Origin of the sequence: Pseudarthrobacter sp. NPDC058196, from assembly GCF_042882685.1 — a bacterium.
GTDB lineage: Bacteria > Actinomycetota > Actinomycetes > Actinomycetales > Micrococcaceae > Arthrobacter.
Genome location: NZ_JBHVVN010000010.1, coordinates 108611 through 128106 on the forward strand (window position 1 = coordinate 108611; position 19496 = coordinate 128106).

At 66.7% G+C, this 19496-nt stretch carries 17 protein-coding genes; 12 read left to right on the forward strand and 5 right to left on the reverse strand.

Translation table 11 applies throughout. The annotated features are described in order from the left end of the window. Positions 1–10: 10 nt before the first annotated feature. From ACFVVC_RS15505 to ACFVVC_RS15515, 3 genes are all read left to right on the forward strand, one after another. Positions 11–1024 (forward strand): Gfo/Idh/MocA family protein, encoded by a 1014-nt coding sequence (locus ACFVVC_RS15505; protein WP_387455022.1) that lies wholly within the window; start codon positions 11–13, stop codon positions 1022–1024. Positions 1025–1095: 71 nt separating this feature from the next. After that, the gene (locus ACFVVC_RS15510) at positions 1096–1971 is read left to right on the forward strand and encodes a sugar phosphate isomerase/epimerase family protein (RefSeq protein WP_387455025.1); all 876 of its coding nucleotides are present in this window, start codon (positions 1096–1098) and stop codon (positions 1969–1971) included. Then, positions 1968–3398 carry a sugar porter family MFS transporter gene (locus tag ACFVVC_RS15515; protein ID WP_387455028.1) on the forward strand — a complete coding sequence of 477 codons (1431 nt, stop codon included), beginning with the start codon at positions 1968–1970 and terminating at the stop codon, positions 3396–3398. Before ACFVVC_RS15510 ends, ACFVVC_RS15515 begins: the two co-directional genes overlap by 4 nt. A 67-nt stretch (positions 3399–3465) precedes the next feature. Here ACFVVC_RS15515 and ACFVVC_RS15520 read toward each other — a convergent pair whose 3' ends face one another. Continuing rightward, the gene (locus ACFVVC_RS15520; protein ID WP_387455030.1) at positions 3466–3915 is read right to left on the reverse strand and encodes a MarR family winged helix-turn-helix transcriptional regulator; all 450 of its coding nucleotides are present in this window, start codon (positions 3913–3915) and stop codon (positions 3466–3468) included. 172 nt (positions 3916–4087) lie between these two features. Between ACFVVC_RS15520 and ACFVVC_RS15525 the strand changes: the two genes are divergently transcribed. Beyond that, positions 4088–5290: an MFS transporter gene (locus tag ACFVVC_RS15525; protein WP_387455033.1), complete on the forward strand. Its 1203-nt coding sequence runs from the start codon at positions 4088–4090 to the stop codon at positions 5288–5290. On the opposite strand, the gene ACFVVC_RS15530 is transcribed toward ACFVVC_RS15525, so the two are convergent. The 3 genes from ACFVVC_RS15530 to ACFVVC_RS15540 are packed head-to-tail and all read right to left on the reverse strand — an operon-like array spanning position 5287 to position 8011. Next, positions 5287–6303, reverse strand: coding sequence for a LacI family DNA-binding transcriptional regulator (locus tag ACFVVC_RS15530; protein WP_387455036.1), 1017 nt, complete (start codon positions 6301–6303; stop codon positions 5287–5289). The genes ACFVVC_RS15525 and ACFVVC_RS15530 overlap by 4 nt on opposite strands. Before the next feature lie 56 nt (positions 6304–6359). Continuing rightward, positions 6360–7253: a 5-deoxy-glucuronate isomerase gene (gene iolB / locus ACFVVC_RS15535; protein ID WP_387455038.1), complete on the reverse strand. Its 894-nt coding sequence runs from the start codon at positions 7251–7253 to the stop codon at positions 6360–6362. 17 nt (positions 7254–7270) lie between these two features. Beyond that, positions 7271–8011 carry a GntR family transcriptional regulator gene (locus ACFVVC_RS15540; protein ID WP_387455314.1) on the reverse strand — a complete coding sequence of 247 codons (741 nt, stop codon included), beginning with the start codon at positions 8009–8011 and terminating at the stop codon, positions 7271–7273. Between the two features lie 296 nt (positions 8012–8307). On the opposite strand from ACFVVC_RS15540, the gene ACFVVC_RS15545 reads away from it, so the two are divergent. Next, on the forward strand, positions 8308–9726 hold the full coding sequence (locus ACFVVC_RS15545; protein ID WP_387455041.1) for a sugar porter family MFS transporter: 1419 nt from the start codon (positions 8308–8310) through the stop codon (positions 9724–9726). A gap of 119 nt (positions 9727–9845) precedes the next feature. Then, positions 9846–10982, forward strand: coding sequence for an LOG family protein (locus ACFVVC_RS15550; protein ID WP_387455043.1), 1137 nt, complete (start codon positions 9846–9848; stop codon positions 10980–10982). Between the two features lie 39 nt (positions 10983–11021). On the opposite strand, the gene ACFVVC_RS15555 is transcribed toward ACFVVC_RS15550, so the two are convergent. Continuing rightward, positions 11022–12164: a VIT1/CCC1 transporter family protein gene (locus ACFVVC_RS15555; RefSeq protein ID WP_387455046.1), complete on the reverse strand. Its 1143-nt coding sequence runs from the start codon at positions 12162–12164 to the stop codon at positions 11022–11024. Positions 12165–12431: 267 nt separating this feature from the next. Between ACFVVC_RS15555 and ACFVVC_RS15560 the strand changes: the two genes are divergently transcribed. The 6 genes from ACFVVC_RS15560 (at position 12432) to ACFVVC_RS15585 (ending at position 19339) form a co-directional block, all read left to right on the forward strand. Continuing rightward, entirely contained in the window at positions 12432–12659 is a 228-nt protein-coding gene (locus tag ACFVVC_RS15560) for a hypothetical protein (RefSeq protein WP_387455049.1), read from the forward strand. A gap of 236 nt (positions 12660–12895) precedes the next feature. After that, positions 12896–13471: a helix-turn-helix domain-containing protein gene (locus ACFVVC_RS15565; RefSeq protein ID WP_387455052.1), complete on the forward strand. Its 576-nt coding sequence runs from the start codon at positions 12896–12898 to the stop codon at positions 13469–13471. 249 nt (positions 13472–13720) lie between these two features. Continuing rightward, positions 13721–14785: an agmatinase gene (speB, locus tag ACFVVC_RS15570; protein ID WP_387455055.1), complete on the forward strand. Its 1065-nt coding sequence runs from the start codon at positions 13721–13723 to the stop codon at positions 14783–14785. Between the two features lie 4 nt (positions 14786–14789). Next, positions 14790–16493 (forward strand): thiamine pyrophosphate-binding protein, encoded by a 1704-nt coding sequence (locus ACFVVC_RS15575; protein ID WP_387455058.1) that lies wholly within the window; start codon positions 14790–14792, stop codon positions 16491–16493. Positions 16494–16648: 155 nt separating this feature from the next. Beyond that, the gene (locus ACFVVC_RS15580; protein ID WP_387455060.1) at positions 16649–17131 is read left to right on the forward strand and encodes a MarR family winged helix-turn-helix transcriptional regulator; all 483 of its coding nucleotides are present in this window, start codon (positions 16649–16651) and stop codon (positions 17129–17131) included. Next, a complete protein-coding gene (locus ACFVVC_RS15585; RefSeq protein ID WP_387455062.1) occupies positions 17132–19339 on the forward strand; it encodes an MDR family MFS transporter in 2208 nt (735 codons plus the stop codon). The last annotated feature ends 157 nt before the right edge of the window (positions 19340–19496 follow it).

Sequence of the window (19496 nt, forward strand, 5' to 3'; positions counted from 1 at the left end):
GGACAGAACAATGACTGAACCCCTCCGCGTCGCCGTCATCGGTGCAGGCCGCATGGGCGCCGACCACATCCAGCGGCTCCACAAGCGGATCCATGGCGCCGAAGTTGCCGCCGTCGTCGACGTCGATCTCGCCCGCGCCCAGGCCGCCATTGAGGGCATCCCCGGCGCCGTGGCCCTGGCCGACGCGGACGAAGCCCTGAACAACGGCGACGTCAACGCGGTGCTGATCGCCACCCCGGGCTTCCTCCACCAGGACATCCTGCTCAAGGCGCTCGCCAAGGACATCCCGATCCTCTGCGAAAAGCCGCTCACCCCGGACGCCGAATCGTCCTGGAAAATCGTCGAAGCTGAGGTTGCTCTGGCCCACCAGCGCATCCAGGTGGGCTTCATGCGCCGCTTCGATGCCGAATACGCGGCACTTGGCTCGATCATCCGGAACCAGGAACTGGGTGAACTGCTGATGCTCCACCACCAGCACCGCAACCCCACCACCCCCGAAGGCTTCACCAACGAGATGCTCATTAACGACTCCGTCGTCCACGAATTCGACGCCATCCGCTACTTCACGGGCGAGGAAATTACCAGCGTCCAGGTCCGCCTGGGCAAGGCAACCAGGAATGCGCCCAACGGCCAGCACGATCCCCAGCACGTCCTGCTCGAGACAGAATCCGGGGTCCTGGCCGACGTCGAAATTTACGTCAACGCCAAATTCGGCTACGAGGTGGCCACCCAGGCCTCCTTCGAGGACGGGATCGTCAGCATCGGCGGGGATACGGGCCCCTACACCCGCACCGCCGGGCGCTGGGGCGGCAACGTCACGCCCGGGTTCGAGGAGCGTTTCGGCGCAGCCTACGACGTGGAAATCCAGTCCTGGGTGGACGCGGCCCTCAAGGGCGAAATCGGCGGCCCCTCCGCCTGGGACGGCTACGCCACCGCCGCCTGCTGTGAAGCCGGCGTTGAGGCCCAGAAGAACGGCGAAAAGGTTGCCGTAAAGCTGGCGGCCAAGCCCGACCTCTACAAGTAGGACAGGAGGAAGGGGGCGGAGCCATCCGTCCCCTTTTCTGTTCCCTGACTGATCCACAATGGAGTGTTTTCGTGAAAATCGCACTTGACCCCACCCCGTTCCACCACTCGCACAGCCTGCTCGAGTTCCCCAAGGTGGTGGCGGACCTCGGCTACAAGTACATGCAAATGACCCCGCACGCGGACTTCATCCCGTTCTTCAACCACCCCAAGGCGGATGACGAACTGGTGGGCCAGCTCAAGAAGGCCTGCCGTGACGCCGGAATCGAGATCGCCTCCGTGCTGCCCGTGCTGCGCTGGTCCGGCCCGGACGAGGACGCCCGCGAAGCCGCCGTCCGCTACTGGAAGCGGGCCATCCAGATCACCGTGGACCTTGGCGTCGGCACCATGAACACCGAGTTCAGCGGCCGGCCCGAGAAGGCAGAGGAATCCGAGCGGGCGTTCTACCGCTCCATGGAGGAACTGCTCCCGATCATTGAGCGTGAGGGGATCGACCTGCTCATCGATCCACACCCTGACGACTTCGTGGAGGAAGGCCTCGCCGCGATCCGCATGATCCGCGGCGTCAACTCCAGGAACGTGGGCATGGTCTACGTGGCATCGCACAGCTTTCACATGCAGAACCCGGCGCTGGACATCATGCGGGCAGCGGGGGACAAGCTCCGGCTGGTCCACGTGGCCGACACCATGGACCACCACGCCTCCCATGGCCTCCGCTACATCACCAACCCGCCCGGCAACCCGGTCCGGGTCCACCAGCACCTGAAGATTGGCGACGGCGACGTCAACTGGGACGAGTTCTTTGGTGGCCTGAAGGAGATCGGCTTCCTGGACCGGGAGAATACTGTCATGGTCTCCAGCGTCTTTGCCGAAAACGAAAAAGCGGAAGAGGTTTCCCGCTACCAGCTGGAGACCATGAAGCAATATGTCCAAAAGGTCAGCCTGTGAGTTCGCCTGCGCATACCGCAGCGGGTCCGGTCAACCACCAGCGGGCTTTGCGGACCGTCACCATCATCTCCACTTTCGGCGGCCTCCTGTTTGGTTATGACACCGGCGTCATCAACGGTGCCCTGCCCTACATGCAGGAGGACCTGGGACTCTCCCCGCTGACTGAGGGGCTGGTGACCTCGTCGTTGCTGTTCGGTGCCGCCTTCGGCGCCCTCTTTGGCGGCCGGCTGGCGGACCGCAACGGGCGGCGCAGGATGATCATGCTGCTGGCGGTTGTGTTCCTGCTGGGCACCCTGGGGTGCACGTTCGCACCCAGTACCGGGGTGATGATCGCCGCGCGCTTCATTCTGGGGCTGGCCGTGGGCGGGGCGTCGGTGACGGTTCCCGTGTACCTGGCCGAGGTATCGCCGACCAACCGGCGCGGCCGGATCGTCACCCAAAACGAACTCATGATCGTCACGGGGCAGTTGCTGGCCTTCATCTTCAACGCCTACCTCGGCAACTCCTTCGGCGAGTCCCACGGCATCTGGCGCTGGATGCTGGTGATCGCCACGCTTCCGGCCATCGCCTTGTGGATCGGGATGAACTTCATGCCAGAGAGCCCCCGGTGGCTTGCCTCCATTGGCAGCTTCGGCGAGACGCTCAGCGTGCTGCAGCGGATCCGTTCGCAGGAGGACGCACGCAGGGAGTTCGAAGAAGTCAAAGCCATGGCCGTGGAGGACTACAAGTCCAAGATGGGCTCGTGGAAGGATCTGGGCATCCCCTGGCTCCGGCGTATCTTCTTCGTAGGCCTGGGCCTTGCGGTGATCCAGCAGATCACCGGCGTGAACTCGATCATGTACTACGGCACCCAGATCCTGTCCCAGTCCGGCTTTGGCCGCGAGGCCGCGCTGACGGCCAATATCGCCAACGGCGTCATCTCAGTGCTTGCCACGTTCGTAGGGATCTGGCTGCTGGGTAAGGTGGGCCGGCGCCGGATGCTGATCACCGGACAGGTGGGCACCACGACGGCGCTGCTGCTGATCGGCCTCTTTTCATTGATCCTGCCCGAAGGCCCCGGCCGGGGCTTCGTGATCCTTGCCCTGACCGTCACCTTCCTGGCATTCCAGCAGGGTGCCATCTCGCCGGTGACATGGCTGATGCTCTCGGAGATCTTCCCGCTGAAGATCCGCGGCCTGGGGATGGGTGCTTCGGCCTTCCTGCTGTGGATCGTCAACTTCCTGATCGGGTTTGGATTCCCGCAGTTGCTGGCGGCCATCGGGATTTCGAGTACCTTCTTTGTGTTCGCCGCATTGGGCGTCGGCGCCATCGCGTTTGCCGCCAAGTATGTGCCCGAGACCAAGGACAAGAGCCTCGAGGACCTGGAGCACTATTTCAAGAACGTCGCCGGCAGCCACGCCACGGACGCCGCAGCCAAGGTCCCCTGACCGTCACCGTCCGTTTCCCGCGCATCAAACAGCAGCCCCCGTGATATTCCTTCCGGGGGTTGCTGTTCTATGCCGGCGCGTGCAGGCGGGGAAGGGCGTCTACCAGCGGCGACAGCTCCGGGACGGCCTGGGCGTGGTTCAACGCACGCTCCAGGGTGGCATCGTGGACCGGCCGGGCCTCCGTAAGCAGGCTGCTGCCGCTGGCGGTCAGCTCGGTGTAGATGCCGCGGCGGTCGTCGTCGCACAGGATCCGGGTCAGGAGGCCACGGTCCTCCAGCCGGTTTACCAGCCGCGTGGTCGCGCTGGGGCTGAGCGCCGTGGCGCGGGACAGTTGCTGCATCCGCATGTGCCAGCCGTCCTGCCGGCTCAGGGCATCCAGCACGGTGTACTCCACCACCGAAAGCTTTGACTCGGCCTGCAGGGAGCGTTCCAGCTCACCTTCGATCAAGCCGTGCAGGGCCGCCAGGGTGCGCCATCCCTGGGCGCGTACCTCGACGGCGTCGTCCTTGATGCCCATGGTTGCTCCTTCACCATAATGGCGCCAAGCAGGCGGCCATCAATCCTTGAACACAGGTAGTTGCTTGCGCGGTATATTTGCATGTGCAACAATAAATACCGCGTCTGCAACTATCTTAGGCGCCTTCCCTTCCACGGGACAACCAGCCCCTACAGCTCGAAGGAGCATTCCCATGCCTGTTGGCCTGATAGCCCTCGCCCTCGGCGGCTTCGGAATAGGACTTACCGAATTTGTCATCGCCGGACTGCTTCCGCAGGTGGCCGCGGATTTCGGCGTCAGCGAGGCCTCCGCCGGATGGTTCATCTCTGGCTACGCGCTCGCCGTCGTGGTGGGCGCGCTCGGCCTCACGGCAGCGGTGACGAGGTTCGAACGCAAGCCGGTGCTGGCTGCACTGCTCGTGCTGTTCATCGCAGGAAACCTGCTTTCCGCCACCGCGGGCGGCTATTGGCCCATGATGCTGGGCCGGATCATCGCCGCCCTGTCGCATGGTGCATTCTTCGGAATCGGCGCCGTGGTGGCTGCGGGCATGGTTCCACCCAGCAAAAAGGCCGGTGCCATTGCGCTGATGTTCACCGGACTCACTGCCGCCAATGTCCTGGGCGTCCCGTTCGGCACGCTGCTGGGCCAGGCCGCCGGATGGCGGGCCACGTTCTGGGCCATCACGGTCATCGGCGTGGCCGCGCTCGCCGGCATCCTTGCCCTGGTGCCCCGGCAGGCCGGTGAAGCCGACAAGGGGGGCAGCCTCCGCTCCGAACTGCGTGCCTTCCGCTCCGGGCAGGTATGGCTCTCCATCGTGGTGACCATCCTCGGCTTTGGCGGCATGTTCGGCGCCTTCACCTACATCGCCTACACACTGACCGAGGTGTCCGGCTTCGCGGCCTCCACCGTGCCATGGCTGCTCATTGTCTTCGGCGTGGGACTCTTCGCCGGCAACACGCTGGGCGGAAAAGCTGCGGACCGCAACGTCGACCGGACGCTGCTGGTGGTGCTCGCCATCCTGTCCGTGGTCCTGGTGGCGTTCGCCGCCACCGCAGCCAGCCCTGTGCTCACCGTCATTTCCCTGGTCCTGATGGGCGGCTTCGGCTTCGCCACCGTTCCAGGACTGCAGATGCGGGTCATGAAGTACGCCCCCGGAGCTCCCACGCTTGCCTCCGGGGCGAATATTGGTGCGTTCAACGTGGGCAATGCCCTGGGCGCGTGGCTGGGCGGGGTCACCATTACCGCTGGATTCGGCTACACGTCGCCCATTTGGGCCGGGGCGATCATCACCCTTGCGGGAGTGGTGGTTATGGCGTTCGCCGCCGCGGCTGCCAAGCGGGGCGAACAGCGGCCGGGCGATGAGGCGCAGGCGGCGGAAGAGGTGGCTGTCCGCTAAGCGGCGGGGTCGGAGGAGCGGCGCACCATCAGGGCGGGCTCCAGCTTGAGGACGGTGCCGGGAGCGGCCGAGCCCCTTAACCGTTCCAGCATGGCCCCGGCTGCAAGCCTGCCCAGCTCTCCGGCGTGCTGGTCGATGGATGTCAGTCCGATCAGGGGAGAGGCCGCAACCTCGATGTTGTCGCAGCCAACAATTGCCACATCGCCGGGGACGGACAGGCCGCGGGCGGCCAGGGCCTCCATGATGCCGATCGCCGTAAGGTCGTTATGCGCGAAGACCGCGGTGGGGAGCGGGGAGCCGGAGTCCAGGAACTGCTCCATGACGGCCCGCCCGCCGCGTTCGGTCATGTCGCTGTGGACCAGCTGCGGCGCCAGGCCAAACTCCTTCATGGCGTGCAGGTAGCCTTCCCGGCGGGCCGTGTACGGGAGCCAGTCGGAGATGTCCACGTGCGCTATGCGCCGGTGCCCCAGTGCGTACAGGTGCTCCACGGCGAGTGCTCCGGAACGGAAGTCGTCGGTCAAAACGGAATCCACGCCGTCGACCTCCAACTCCCGGGTGATGACGACGGCGGGCGTCCCGCGCAAGGCCGCTTCCAGTTCTGCTGATGTGCCGGTGTAGCCGGCCAGCAGGACACCGTCCACCCGCAGGTCCGCGAAGGACCGGACGGCCTCCAGCTCCGTTCCCGGATCGGCGGAGCCGACGGCAACCATCACCTGGTTGCCGCTTCCCTCAAGGCCTTCGGTGATGCCGTCATACATGTCCGCGAACACGGAGTTGTGCAGGTCCAGGAACAGGACGCCCAGGGTGTTCGTCCGGTGGCTGGCAAGGCGGCTGGCCAGCCTGTTGGGAGAGTAGCCCAGGGCGGCGGCGCTTTCCAGTACGGCTGCCCGCCGGGCGGGGGACACCTTGGGCGAATCGCGCATCACCAGGGAGACCAGGGCGCGGCTCACCCCGGCGTCGCGTGCCACGTCTTCCATGGTCACCGACCGCGCAGACTGGAGGGTTTCTTTCACAAAACTCCACTATGCCAGTCCGCGGGCCGCGCTTGCCGATCCGCGGCCAGGGGACTTCAGGCTCCGAAGGGCAGCCGGGGATCGATGTTCTGGCTCTCCCAGGTCTGCCTCACCCAGCCGTGGTGCGGGTCGTCGCTGATCAGCCATTCGCGCACCGGTCCCGGGCCCGCCATCACGTTCAGGTAGTAGAGGTCGTACCCGGGGGCAGCCATGGCCGGGCCGTGCCAGCCGTAGGGCACCAGGACAACGTCGCCGGTGCGGACTTCTGCCGAGACGTCGATGGGCCGTTCGTCCGAGGCATAGACGCGCTGGTAGCCAATGGCGTCGGCCTCGGCCGGTGCGGCACTGCCGGCCGCCACCTGCGTTTCAAAGTAGTAGATCTCCTCCAGGGAGGTCTCGCCGTCCTTCTCCTCGTCATGTTTGTGCGGAGGGTAGGAGGACCAGTTGCCGGCCGGGGTGAGGACCTCGCAGACGATGAACCGGTCGGCCTCAAGCGCTGCCGGCGTGCCGAAATTATGGACCTGGCGCGAGCAGTTGCCCGCCCCGCGCAGTTCCACCGGGGTTTCGGCGGCGGGCACCAGCCGGGTGGGGTAGGAGGCCTGTGCCGGGGCGGTGGCAACGGCCACCCGGCCGCCGTCGGCCGACGTGATGCCGACGGTGCGTCCGGCGCCGGAATAGAGCACGTCGGTGGGGCCGGAGAAAACGGATGGGCGCCCGGTCAGCGGATATTCCGTGCCGTCCACGGTCACGGTGAACGACCCGCTGAGGGGCACCACGATCCGTTCTTCGCCTGCTGCGGGAAGGTCGACGGCGGCGCCCGCCGGCAAGGTGGCGACCTTCAGTCCGGTGTGTGCCCAGCCCTCGACGGAGAGGGCGGAATCGAAGGTGCCAATCGAAATGTCCCAGATGCCGTCCGTGGCTGTGCCCAGGGGATAGACCCAGTTGGTCATGGAGGTGTTCCTTTGCGCTAGCGCTGTACGAGGGTCATTTCAAAGCTGTAGGAATCGGCCCGGTAGACGTGGTGGCCGGTCTCGACGCGGCGGCCGGTATCGTCCACGGCCGTGCGTTCCATGGTCACCAGTGCAGACCCCGCGGCGGTGTCAAGCATGGACGCCTGGTAGTCGTTGGCGTTCACGGCGCCGATGCGCTGGTTGGCCAGCCGGAAGTTCACGCCGCCGCGGCGCAGGATCGAGTAGAGGCCCTCGGCCCTCAGCATGGCCTCGTCCATGTCGGCAATATCGTCGCGCACCCAGTTCTCCATCAGGGCCAGCGGCTTGCCGCCCACCTTCCGAAGCCGGGTGAAGTGGTAGACCTTGGAGCCGGCCGGAAGCTGCAGCGTGGCGAGGGTGGCGTCGTCCGCCTCCACGTGCGAAAAGCTGAGCACCTCGGTAGTGGGCTTCTTCCCGTTGTTGGTGAGGTCGTCGTAAAGGCTCGAGAGCTCCAGCGGACGGCGCACCTGGCTGGAGACCACCTGGGTTCCCACGCCGCGCTTGCGCACCAGGAGGCCCGAACGCACCAGCTCGTCCATCGCCTTGCGCATGGTGGGCCGGGAGAGGTTGAGCTGGGCGGCGAGGTCGATCTCGTTGTCCAGCCTGCTGCCGGGTTCCAGGACCCCGCTGTAGATCGCGGCTTCGATGCCCTGGACCACCTGGTGGTACAGGGGTACGGGGGAGGACCGGTCGATGCTCAGTCCCAGGTTGTTCGCCACGGTGCGTTCCCTCGTCGTTGGTGTCTGCGCGGCTGTCCGGTCCGGCCAGTCGTGCCGGCGGGCCATAGCCGCAATATGTTCGCTTGATAGGACATACTTACTTCCTCGATCGTAGCAGGCGCGTTCCCGGGGTCAAGGGGCCAGGTTCCGGCAGGGCGGACAATCCCGGGAAATCCTTCATGTGCTGACATTAAGACTTTCTATTGACGTGGAAGAATTAGAGCGCTCTAATAGCAGTGGCACGCATCACATTCCTGACCGGGTTTCCGGTCCCCGAAAGAATCTGAGAGGCAACAATGCTGTTGCAAAAACATCCAACGGGCGCAATGGGCACCCGGCGCCGCGGATACCTGGCCCGGCTCACCGTCATCTCCACCCTGGGCGGCCTGCTCTTCGGTTACGACACCGGCGTCATCTCCGGCGCGTTGTTGTACATGAACGACTCCCTCAACATGACCGCCGTCGAGGAAGCGACCGTGGTGAGCGCACTGCTGTTCCCGGGTGCCGCCGTCGGCGCCCTGACCGGTGGCCGCATGGCGGACAGGCTGGGACGGCGGGGCTCCTTGCTCGTCTGCGCCCTCCTGTTCCTGCTCGGTGCCCTGGGTTGCGCCCTGGCGCCGACCGTGTCCTTCATGATCGGTGCACGCATCGTGCTGGGGCTGGGGGTCGGCGCTGCTGCCGTGACCTGCCCGCTGTACCTGGCGGAAATGGCGCCGGCCCATCTGCGCGGCCGCATGGTGACCATCAATGAGCTGATGATCGTGACCGGCCAGATGCTCGCCTTTGCCATCAACGCACTCCTTGACGCCCTGATCCACGACAACGAGGTCTGGCGCACCATGCTGGGCATCGCCTCGATCCCCGCCCTCGCACTGCTGGCCGGCATGCTGATGCTCCCCGAGTCGCCCCGCTGGTACGCCATCCGCGGCCGCCTCGAGGACTGCCGCCGCGTCCTGGACCTCAGCCGCAGCCCGCAGGAAGCGGCCGCCGAATATGAGGAAATCGCCCAAGCGGCCCGCACCGCAAGAGAGGAGCGGGGCCACGCGTTGCGGGACCTGAAAAACAACCCCTGGATGCGCCGCCTGCTGTGGATTGGCGTTGGCCTGGCCACCGTCCAGCAGGCCACCGGCATCAACACGGTCAACTACTACGCCCCCACCATCCTGGAGAAGAGCGGGCTCGGCGTCAGCGCCGCGCTCGTGGCCACCATCGGCGTCGGCGTGACTTCCGTGCTGATGACCATCTTGGGCATTTGGCTGCTCGGCTTCGTCGGACGCCGCAAGATGCTGGTCATCGGTTTCTCCGGCGTCGTGGGTTCCCAGGCCCTCCTGGCAATCGTGTTCCTCCTGCCCCAGTCGGACCTGGCCAGTTACACCATCCTGGCGGCCATGATGCTGTTCGTTGCCTTCGTCCAGTGCTTCATCGGCACCTGCGTCTGGCTCCTGCTCTCGGAAATGTTCCCGCTGGCCATCCGCGGCTTTGCCATGGGAATCGCAGTCTTTGCACTGTGGACCGTGAACGCCGCCATTTCATTCCTCTTCCCCATCGTGGTCAACGCCTTGGGCTCCACGGGCACCTTCGGCCTGTTCGTCCTGGTCAACCTTGCGTCCCTGGCCTTCGTCATCAAGTTCGTACCGGAAACCAAGGGCCATTCACTCGAGGATCTGGAGGCGCACTTCCGTGACGGCCAGGTGCCGGTGAAGGCCTCGGCCTAAGGTCCCTCCACGGGGCCGGGCCCTGCCTTCCGGTAAAGACCGGAGGGCAGGACCCGGCCCTGTTTTTCGTGGGCGGTGCCCTAGGCTGGCTCCATGACCAGGACCGGAGGGAAGCAACCGTGAATTTCGCCGGAAGCCTTGGCCCCCGGCCCCGCACCCTCGAAGTCCAGGACCTGGCCAGCTTCGACCGGTTGGTTGCCGGAGGCGCCGTCAACCTGCATGGCTGGCACGCCCAGTCGCTGGATCTCCGGGGGCGGGCTGCGGCCCTGAAGAGGGTGGACGTGGAAGGGGCCATGTTCCTTGGCTGCCTCTTCGACGACGGCATGGAGGCCAACCTCCGCAGCCGTGGCGCGCTGATCTTTCCCCGGCTCGAAGGCGTCCCGTTCGATCCCTACCGCGCCGCCCTGTATTCCCCGGCCGAACTCTATGCCGGGCTGGCCTCGTCCCCCTACGAGGAACTACCCGATGCCCGCATCTACCACTGGAGCATCCAGCCCGGCCAGCGCCATCGCGTGGACGCGACCCTGGCCTCCGCCCTGCACGATCACGCCATCGGCGATGCGCTCGACGAACTCACCGGCACAGCGCCCTGGAACCGGCGGTCCATCGTAGGCGTCATGGGCGGCCATGCGGCGCCCCGCGGCAGTAGGGAGTTCGCCCAGGCGGCGCGGCTGGGCAGGCTGCTTGCCCGCGACGGCCATGTGGTGGCCACCGGCGGCGGACCCGGCGCCATGGAAGCGGCGAACCTGGGCGCGTACTTGAGCGAGGCGTCCGACGGCGACGTGCAGCGGGAGCTTGCGGCGCTCGCCGCCGTCCCCGGGTTCCGGCCCTCGGTCTCGGCGTGGGCACGCGCGGCCGCCGCCGTCGTCGACCGCCATCCGGACGGGACGCCGTCCCTGGGGATCCCCACCTGGTTCTATGGGCATGAGCCGCCCAACTACTTCGCCACGCACATCGCGAAATACTTCGCCAACGCCATCCGAGAGGCCATCCTCCTGCAACTGTGCCACGGCGGCATCGTGTTCCTGCCGGGAGCCGCGGGCACGGTCCAGGAGATCTTCCAGGACGCCTGCGAAAACTACTACGGTGCCCGGGAAAAGGTGGCTCCCATGGTGCTGGTGGGGCGCCGGCACTGGGAACAGGAGTTTCCGGCATGGCCCATGCTGGCCAGTCTTGCCGCAGGGCGCACCATGGCGGACTATATCTTCCTGGTGGACACAGTGGACGAAGCAGTGGAGGTCCTCCGGCGCCGCTGAACGGCGCCACAGGACCTCCAGTGGTTGAGCAGGTGGTGGCTAGCCCACCGCGGTGCCGAACAGCAGGCCCAGCAGGTACGTGATGACGGCGGCACCCAGGCCGATGGCCAGCTGGCGCAGGCCGCGGGTCAGCGGGGACGTTCCGGACAGCAAGCCGACAGCGGCGCCGGTGGCCAGGAGGGAGATGCCCACCAGGGACCCCGCCACCACAAGGGCGGCAACCCCGGTCAGGCCGAACAGGAACGGCAGGATGGGGATGATGGCGCCGGAGGCGAAGAAACAGAAGCTGGAGAGCGCGGCACCCCATGCGGTACCCACTGCCTCATGCTGGTCCTCTTCCTCGGGCAGCTCCGGCTGCAGCGACAGGCTCGGGTCGCAGTCGCAGGACAGCAGGCCGGTGCGCTCGGCAACCCGGTGTTCGGCAGCCTCCCGGGACATCCCGCGGGCCAGGTACACCAGCAGGAGTTCGTTGTGTTCGAGGTCCAGCTTGGGCGCGACCGCCAGGGTGACCTGGGTGGGGCGCGTGGCTGCCAGCAGCTCCCGCTGGGAACGGACCGAGATGAACTCGCCGGCACCCATGGACATGGCGCCGGCCAGGAGCCCGGCGATGCCGCTGAGCAGCACCACGCTGCTGGCCACTCCGGAGGCGGCCATGCCCATCACCAGTGAGAGGTTGCTGACCAGGCCGTCGTTGGCACCGAAGACTGCGGCGCGGAACGTGCCGGCCAAGCGGTTGCGGCCGCGGGTTGCCAGTCCCCGGACCACCTCCTCGTGGATCTGTTCGTCAGCCGCCATGGCTTCGGTGGCATTAGGGTCCTTGGAGTAAGGGGAGCGGCCCTCTGCGCGCTGGGCCAGGGCCAAGACAAAGACGGAGCCGAAGTGCCGGGCCAGGAAGCCCAGGAACCGGCTGCGGGCGGATGCCCGTTTTGGCTTGCCAGCGTGCTCGCCCAGCAGGGCCAGCCAGTGCGCCTCGTGCCGCCCTTCAGCATCGGCCAGGGCCAGCAGGATAGCCCGCTCTTCCCCTTGGCGGTTCTGTGCCAGGTCGCGGTAGACGGCGGCTTCCGCGCGCTCGTCGGCAAGGTACTGGCGCCACCTCTTGATGTTCGACGGTGAGGGCTGGCTTTGCGTGGTCGGGGCGGCCTCCGGGACGGCATGGGATTCGGACTGGGCGTGCTGCGACACTGGTACTCCTGGGCTTGGAAAGGGCATGGTTGCGGCGCCTTTGCCCTGCCAGCGTACTGCGAATTTCCGCGGTTTTTTGGCTGGCAAACCTCGCTGGGGAATTTCGGTTGACCGTAAAACCACACGCCGCATTTCCTCACTTCCGCGGCCTCCACTGGTGCCGCCGCGGCCCTTGACCCTCCGCCCGGCCGGTGCTGTGATGAAGGTGTGGCGCAGCCTGCGCCCGTCCCGAAAGAGCACGCCAGGCCTAGACACGGAGGTTGGATCATGAGCACCACCGGACAGCACCCGGACATGCCGCACCTGGACGCCGTGGAAGCGGACCCCGCCTACGATTACGCCGAGGATGCACCGGTGGACGACGCCGGCTGGGACGCCGAGCATGAATTCCTGGACCAGGAAGAGCCTGCGGTCCAGTCCCCGCCGGTCGTCATCGACGCCGAGGACCGCGAGGTCCCGCTGGATGACGACGAGCTCCGCGGCGAAGGGGAGTAGGACCAACGACGCCGGCGCCTCCCTTCGCCTGGAAGCGAAAGGAGGCGCCGTCGTCGTGCGCTGAAACCTCCTCGCCGAACCAGCCGGCAATGAACGGCGGGACATCTCTCCCGGCCGAAACAGTCACGAACAATCGCGCCGCGCGGCAAGCGTGTGGCATGCACGCGTCACAAAAGCGCCGCGGATTAGGATGGCTCGAGAGCGGAGCCGGGCTGCCGGCCATGAAAGGTTCGTAGATGAAGGCACTGCCAGTTGAGCCGAGCAACGTCCCGGTTGCCATCGGTTCCAGGATCCGGGCCGCCCGGCAGTCCCAGCGGCTCACCATCGAGCAGGTGGCGGACGCCACCGGGCTGACCAAGGGTTTCCTCAGCCGGGTGGAGCGGGACCTGACCTCACCGTCCGTAGCCTCGCTGGTGACCCTCTGCCAGGTGCTCTCGATTTCGATTGGCGACCTCTTCGCCGCGCCGGAAACCCACCTCACCAAGCGCAATGACGGCCCGCGTATCTCGCTCGGCGGCCAGGGTATCGTGGAGCGGCTGCTGACCGCCCGTTCGGAACGCCGGGTCCAGATTATCCAGGCCGTCATTGAGCCGCATGGCCGCGGTGAGTCCGAACTCTATGCCGTGGACTGCGACGTGGACGTGCTGCATGTGATTAAGGGTTCCATCAAGCTGATCCTGACCAACGAGGAATACGACCTCAGTACAGGCGATACGGTCACGTTCCCGGGCCGCGAGCCGCACACCTGGGTCAATCCCTCGGACAAGCCTGTCGAAGTTCTCTGGGTCCTGGTGCCCGCCGCCAGCCGCTGACTCACTTCCCGCGCTTGCGCCAGCCTCCGCGGCGGGGCGTCACGCTGAGCAGCCTTTGGGTGCCCTCCGGCAGGCGTATCCCCGGCAACACGCGCTTCCTGTCGCTTTCGGCTGCCCAAAGCGTGCTGTGCGTGACGCGGGCACACCGCCCGCGATGGGGCGAGAGTAAACATCTGATGCTCATTGGAAAACCGCGGTGTATGATGGCAGTCACACAGTCCCCTCAACTCCTCGAAGGAGAGGCCTCCATTGGAAGAGCTGCGCATCGAAGCCAACGGCAACCTTGGCCCCATCGATTCATCCCGGATACCGCGCTACGCCGGTGCCGCCACCTACGCCCGGCTGCCCCGCCTGGACCAGGTGGCCAAGGCTGACGTCACGGTGGTGGGTGTCCCCTTCGATTCCGGAGTTTCCTACCGGCCCGGCGCCCGGTTCGGCGCCAACCACGTTCGCGAGGCCAGCAGGCTGCTGCGCCCCTACAACCCGGCCTGGGACGTCAGCCCTTTCGAGAACATCCAAGTGGCCGACGCCGGTGACATGGCGGTCAACCCGTTCAACATCAACGAGGCGATCGAGACCATCCAGCAGAACGCACTGGACCTGACCGCGGCCGGCAGCAAGCTGCTGACCCTCGGCGGGGACCACACCATCGCCCTGCCGTTGCTCCGTGCCGCCGCAGAGCGGGCCGGCGGGCCCATTGCCATGCTCCACTTCGATGCGCACCTGGACACCTGGGACACCTACTTCGGCGCCGAGTACACCCACGGCACGCCCTTCCGCCGCGCGGTGGAGGAAGGCATCCTGGACACCGAAGCCATCAGCCACATCGGCACCCGCGGCCCGCTTTACGGCAAGAAGGACCTCGACGACGACCACCGCTTTGGGTTCGGCATCGTTACGTCAGCGGACGTCTACTACCAGGGTGTCCTGGAAACCGTGGCGAAGGTCCGTGACCGGATTGGCAACCGCCCGCTCTACATCTCCGTGGACATTGACGTCCTGGATCCTGCCCACGCGCCCGGAACCGGAACCCCTGAGGCCGGCGGCATCACCAGCCGCGAACTCCTGGAAATCATCCGCGGCTTCCGCGGCATGAACCTGGTGGGCGCCGACGTCGTCGAGGTGGCCCCGGCCTACGACCATGCCGAGATCACCGGCGTCGCGGCCAGCCATGTCGCCTACGAACTGGTGACCCTGATGGCGGACAACGCCGTTCCCGGGGAGCGCTTCGGTGCGGCCAACGGCTACGAGGCACAGGCGCTGGGCCGGGAGACCCGCCGGCCCGCCGGTTTCGCTGCCGCCGCCAAGGACTAGCACCATGACCGAACCTGTACTCCCCGCTCCTGCCGGCACCCCCGGAGGAGGCGCCCGCAACGGCGGGGACCTCGTCGTCGAAACGCTGGAGGCGCTGGGCGCCAAGACGGTGTTCGGCATCCCGGGCCAGCACGCGCTGGGACTCTTTGACGCGATGGGCCGCGGCAACCTCCACTTCGTCTCCTCCCGCGTGGAGAACAACTCGGCCTTCGCCGCCGACGGCTACTCCCGCGCCACAGGCGAAGTCGGCGTCCTCTTCCTCTCCACCGGCCCCGGCGCGCTGACCTCCCTCGCCGGGCTGCAGGAGGCCTACGCCACCGGCGTTCCGATGGTGGTGGTGGCAAGCCAGATTCCGCTCGAAGGCCTCGGCGCCCGCCGCAAAGGCATGCTGCACCAGCTCGATGACCAGAAGGCCTCGGCCGCCAACGTCACCAAGAGCCAGCGGCTGATCCAGCACGCCTCCGGCATCCCCTCGGCCATCCAGGACGCCTGGACCGAGGCGATTTCCTCCCCGCAGGGCCCGGTGTGGCTCGAAATCCCGCAGAACGTCCTGCTGGACCCCATCATGGTGCCGCCGGTGGAGGATGCGCTCGCCGAAGCCGCCGACAACCCGCCGCGCGTTGAGCTGGTCCGCGAGGCGGTGACCTGGCTTTCGGAGGCGAAGCGGCCGGCGATCATTGCCGGCGGCGGAACCAGGCGCGGCAAGGCGGAGAAATCGCTGTTGTCCCTGGCGGAGAAGCTGCGCGCCCCGGTCATCTGCACGCCCGGTGGCAACGGCGCGTTCCCCTGGAACCACAAGCTCTCGCTCCAGTCCTGGATCGAGGACCGGTACATGACGGAGCTGCTCGAGGACGCCGACGTGCTGGTGGTTATCGGCTCTTCGCTTGGCGAAGTCACGTCGAACTACTTCACCTTTGAGCCGCGCGGCAGGATCATCCAGATCGACGCCGAACCCCGGGTCCTGGAGTCCAACCGGCCCGGCCTGGGCATCCGTGCCGACGCCGGCCAGGCACTGGCGGCGCTTGACGCCGCCCTGATGGAGCCGCGCGGCGAACAGGCGGACTGGCATGGGACCTCGCCCGAGCACCTGGTCGAGGACACCCTCGCCAAGGTGAAGGCCCGGCTCGAAGCGCAGGACCTGGCCAAGGAACTGCGCTTCATGACGGACATCCGTGAGGCAGTCCCGGCGGACATGCAGACGTTCTGGGACATGACCATCAGCGCCTACTGGGGCTGGTCCTGCTGGGATGCCCGCCAGGGCCAGTTCCACTCGGCCCAGGGCGCCGGTGGCCTCGGCTTCGGCTTCCCGGCGGCGATCGGCGGTGCGGTGGGCCTGGAAACCACCGGCAAGGGCGCCAATGCCGCCCGGGTGCTGGCCGTGTCCGGCGACGGCTCGGCAATGTACTCAATCTCCGAACTTGCCACGGCAAAACAGCACAACGTGCCGGTCACCTGGCTGATTGTCGACGACGGCGGCTACGGCATCCTGCGCGAATACATGGTGGGCGCCTTCGGCAAGGCCACGGCCACCGAGCTGGCCCGGCCCGATTTCGTGAAACTCGCCGAGGCGTTCGGGGTCCCGGCAACCCGGGTGGCCCCGGAGGAGGTGGGGGACGCACTCAAGGCCGCGTTCGCCGCGGACGGCCCCAACGTCGTCGTGGTTGAAACACTCCTGAAGATGTTCGCGCCCACCCATCTGGACCACTGAACGCGCAGGCTTCTGCGCAAACGCTCCCTCACGTGCCGGCAACGGCTGCGTGGGGGAGCGTCGCCATTTAACGGGCACCCAGCAATAACTTCGTTTCCCTAAGCAACCTTTTTCTGGTACAGTTGCTTGCAGCAACTAATTCTTTAGGGAGGATCATGTCTGTCGCACCGGCCACCGCAGCCGACCTCGTCAGCCATATCTATGACCTCCAGCGCGCACTGCGCTGCGTCACCATGGTCAACGTCAAAGGTCAGGACACGGGCATCGCACTCCAAGGCGTGCTCAAGTTCATCGGCGAAGGGGAGACCCGCGCCGCACACCTCGCCGAACGGCTGGGGGTCAGCGCTCCGGTGCTCAGCCGGCACGTGGCGGAACTGGCGGACGCCGGCCTGGTGCTTCGCACTCCGGACCCCGACGACGGGAGGGCCCAGCTGCTGGCCCTCTCACCCAGGGGAAAGGAAAAGCTCGCGGAGCTGGTGCGCCACCGGGCAGAAACCCTGCAGGGCTACCTCGCCGACTGGAACGAGGACGACGCCGTTGCAACCGCAGCGATGCTGAGCAAGCTCACGGCATCCCTGAAGAATTCCATCCGGGCAAGGGCGGCCGGAACCACCAACGAACACGCAGGAGTCAACTAAATGGCCAACGTCACCGCCGCCGCGGACCAGGAGCAGGAGCGCCAGCGCCAGCGCTCCGCTAAACAGGAATCGCGGCAATCAAAGCGCCACGAACCCGGCGCGCCCATGAACCACCGGCAGATCATGGAAGCCCTGACCGGCCTCCTTGCCGCCTTCTTCACCGCCATCCTCAGCAGCACCATCGTGGCCAACGCGCTGCCCACCATCATGTCCGAGCTCAAGGGCACCCAGACCGACTTCGCCTGGGTCATCACGGCCGCCCTGCTGGCCAACGCTGCCACCACCCCCATCTGGGGCAAGCTCGCCGACCTCTTCGACAAGAAGGTCCTGGTCCAGCTGAGCATCGTGATCTTCGTTGCCGGCTCGGTCATGGCCGGCTTCTCCGAGAACATCCCGTTCCTGCTCACCGCCCGCGTGATCCAAGGCATCGCCATGGGCGGCCTCACCGCCCTGGCACAGGCCATCATCGGCTCCATCATCCCGCCGCGCGAACGCGGCAAGTACTCCGGCTACATGGGTGCCGTCATGGCGGTCGGCACCGCCGGTGGCCCGCTGCTGGGCGGATTCATCGTTGACAGCTCGCTTGGCTGGCGCTGGACGTTCTTCGTCTGTGTGCCGCTCGCCGTCGTCGCCCTGATCCTGCTCCAGGTCACCCTGAAGATCCCGCACGTCCGGCGTCCTGCCAAGATCGACTGGTTCGGTGCCGTCCTGCTGACCTCCGGCGTGAGCCTGCTCCTGATCTGGGTTTCCTTCGCCGGCAAGGCCGACTACTACGACTGGTGGTCCTGGCAGTCCGCCGTGATGGTGGGCGGCGGCGTCCTGCTGCTCGCACTGCTGGTGCTGGTTGAATCCAAGGTGTCCCAGCCGATCATCCCGCTCAAGATCATCTCCGAGCGCACCACCGCCCTGGCCATCGTTGCGTCCGTGGCCGTTGGCGTGGCCATGTTCGGTTCCTCCACCTTCCTGGGCCAGTACTACCAGGTGGCCCGCGGCGCCACGCCCACCGAGGCCGGCCTGCTCACGCTGCCCATGATCGCCGGCAACCTGGTTGGCTCGGTGGTGTCCGGCCAGCTCATCAGCCGGTACGGCAAGTGGAAGAGGTTCCTGATCGGCGGCACCATCCTGCTGATCGGCGGCCTGGCCCTCGCCGGCACCATGGACCACACCACCGAACTCTGGCTGACCGGCCTCTACACCGGCATCTTCGGCGTCGGGCTGGGCATGCTGATGCAGAACCTGGTCCTCGCCGTCCAGAACACCGTCCAGGCCAAGGACATCGGCTCCGCCAGCGCCTCCGTTGCGTTCTTCCGCTCCGTGGGTGGCGCGATCGGTGTGTCCGTCCTGGGCGCCGTGATGGCCAACCACGTCAAGGACCTGGCCACCGACGGACTGTCAAAGCTGGGCGTCCAGGCCAGCGGCGACGGTGGCGCCAGCATGGACCTCAAGGACCTGCCCGCCCCGATCGCCGACATCATGCGCGCTGCCTACGGTGACGCCACCGCCGGGATCTTCATGATTTCGGCCATCGTGAGCGCCGTTGCCCTCATCGCCGTGATCTTCATCAAGGAAGTGCCGCTGCGCAAGACCGTTGACATCACCCCCGAAGCGACCCTGCAGGCAAATGCCGCCGGTGAAGCCGAAATGACTGCCATGACCGGCCAGCTGCCCGTGGTTGCTGATGCCGGGAACGGGACCGTCCCGGGCGGCCTTGGAACCGGGACACGGAGTTCGGCGCATGCCGGTTCAGGAGCTGCCCCCGCGAAGATGTACGACGGCGGTGCTGCCGCGGCGGCTGCGGCGTCCGGCAGGGTTGCCACGGAGGACTTCGAGGAAGTCTTTGCCAGGAGTTTCCGCTCCGAGGGGCTGGACCTCCGGACCGCCGACAGCGTCGACAAGGCTGCGGACGCCGTGGCCAGCGCCGCTGACACGCTCCGGAAACTGCAGGACACCCAACAGCTCCTGGCCCGCCAGCAGGTGGAACTGGGCGGATTGGTCCTCGACGTCCAGGAGCAGCTGCGCTCGCAGCGGGAGGTTGCAGCCAAGCAGGCAGCCACGGCCGCAGAGCTCAGCAGGGTCCAGCGCAAGCTCCTGAAGGAGCGCAAGCTGCAGGCTGCGGCCGCGCTGTACCTGGCGGGCCACGGCAAGCACAGCGCCGCCGCCCCTGTGCAGTCGACCGCAGACGGTTCGGAGACCGTGCAGGGACGGTAGGCCGTCCCCGGCGGACCAGCCACGGCCCCTTGCTTGCGTTCCCATGCCGCAGCCCCGCATCCGGAAGTTCCTCCGTGTGCGGGCTGCGGCATTTCCACGTGCTCCGGGGATTACATTTGGGGCAGAAAAGCACCCCGTCCCGGCGTCAATGTCGGTG

Bases quoted from the DNA above. Each gene is read 5' to 3' on its own strand.
- ACFVVC_RS15565 (WP_387455052.1), top strand. From the start codon at position 12,896: ATGAAGGCACTGCCAGTTGAGCCGAGCAACGTCCCGGTTGCCATCGGT.
- ACFVVC_RS15520 (WP_387455030.1), bottom strand. From the start codon at position 3,915: ATGGGCATCAAGGACGACGCCGTCGAGGTACGCGCCCAGGGATGGCGC.
- ACFVVC_RS15525 (WP_387455033.1), top strand. From the start codon at position 4,088: ATGCCTGTTGGCCTGATAGCCCTCGCCCTCGGCGGCTTCGGAATAGGA.
- ACFVVC_RS15505 (WP_387455022.1), top strand. From the start codon at position 11: ATGACTGAACCCCTCCGCGTCGCCGTCATCGGTGCAGGCCGCATGGGC.
- ACFVVC_RS15560 (WP_387455049.1), top strand. From the start codon at position 12,432: ATGAGCACCACCGGACAGCACCCGGACATGCCGCACCTGGACGCCGTG.
- ACFVVC_RS15585 (WP_387455062.1), top strand. From the start codon at position 17,132: ATGGCCAACGTCACCGCCGCCGCGGACCAGGAGCAGGAGCGCCAGCGC.
- ACFVVC_RS15545 (WP_387455041.1), top strand. From the start codon at position 8,308: ATGCTGTTGCAAAAACATCCAACGGGCGCAATGGGCACCCGGCGCCGC.
- ACFVVC_RS15575 (WP_387455058.1), top strand. From the start codon at position 14,790: ATGACCGAACCTGTACTCCCCGCTCCTGCCGGCACCCCCGGAGGAGGC.
- ACFVVC_RS15580 (WP_387455060.1), top strand. From the start codon at position 16,649: ATGTCTGTCGCACCGGCCACCGCAGCCGACCTCGTCAGCCATATCTAT.
- iolB (WP_387455038.1), bottom strand. From the start codon at position 7,253: ATGACCAACTGGGTCTATCCCCTGGGCACAGCCACGGACGGCATCTGG.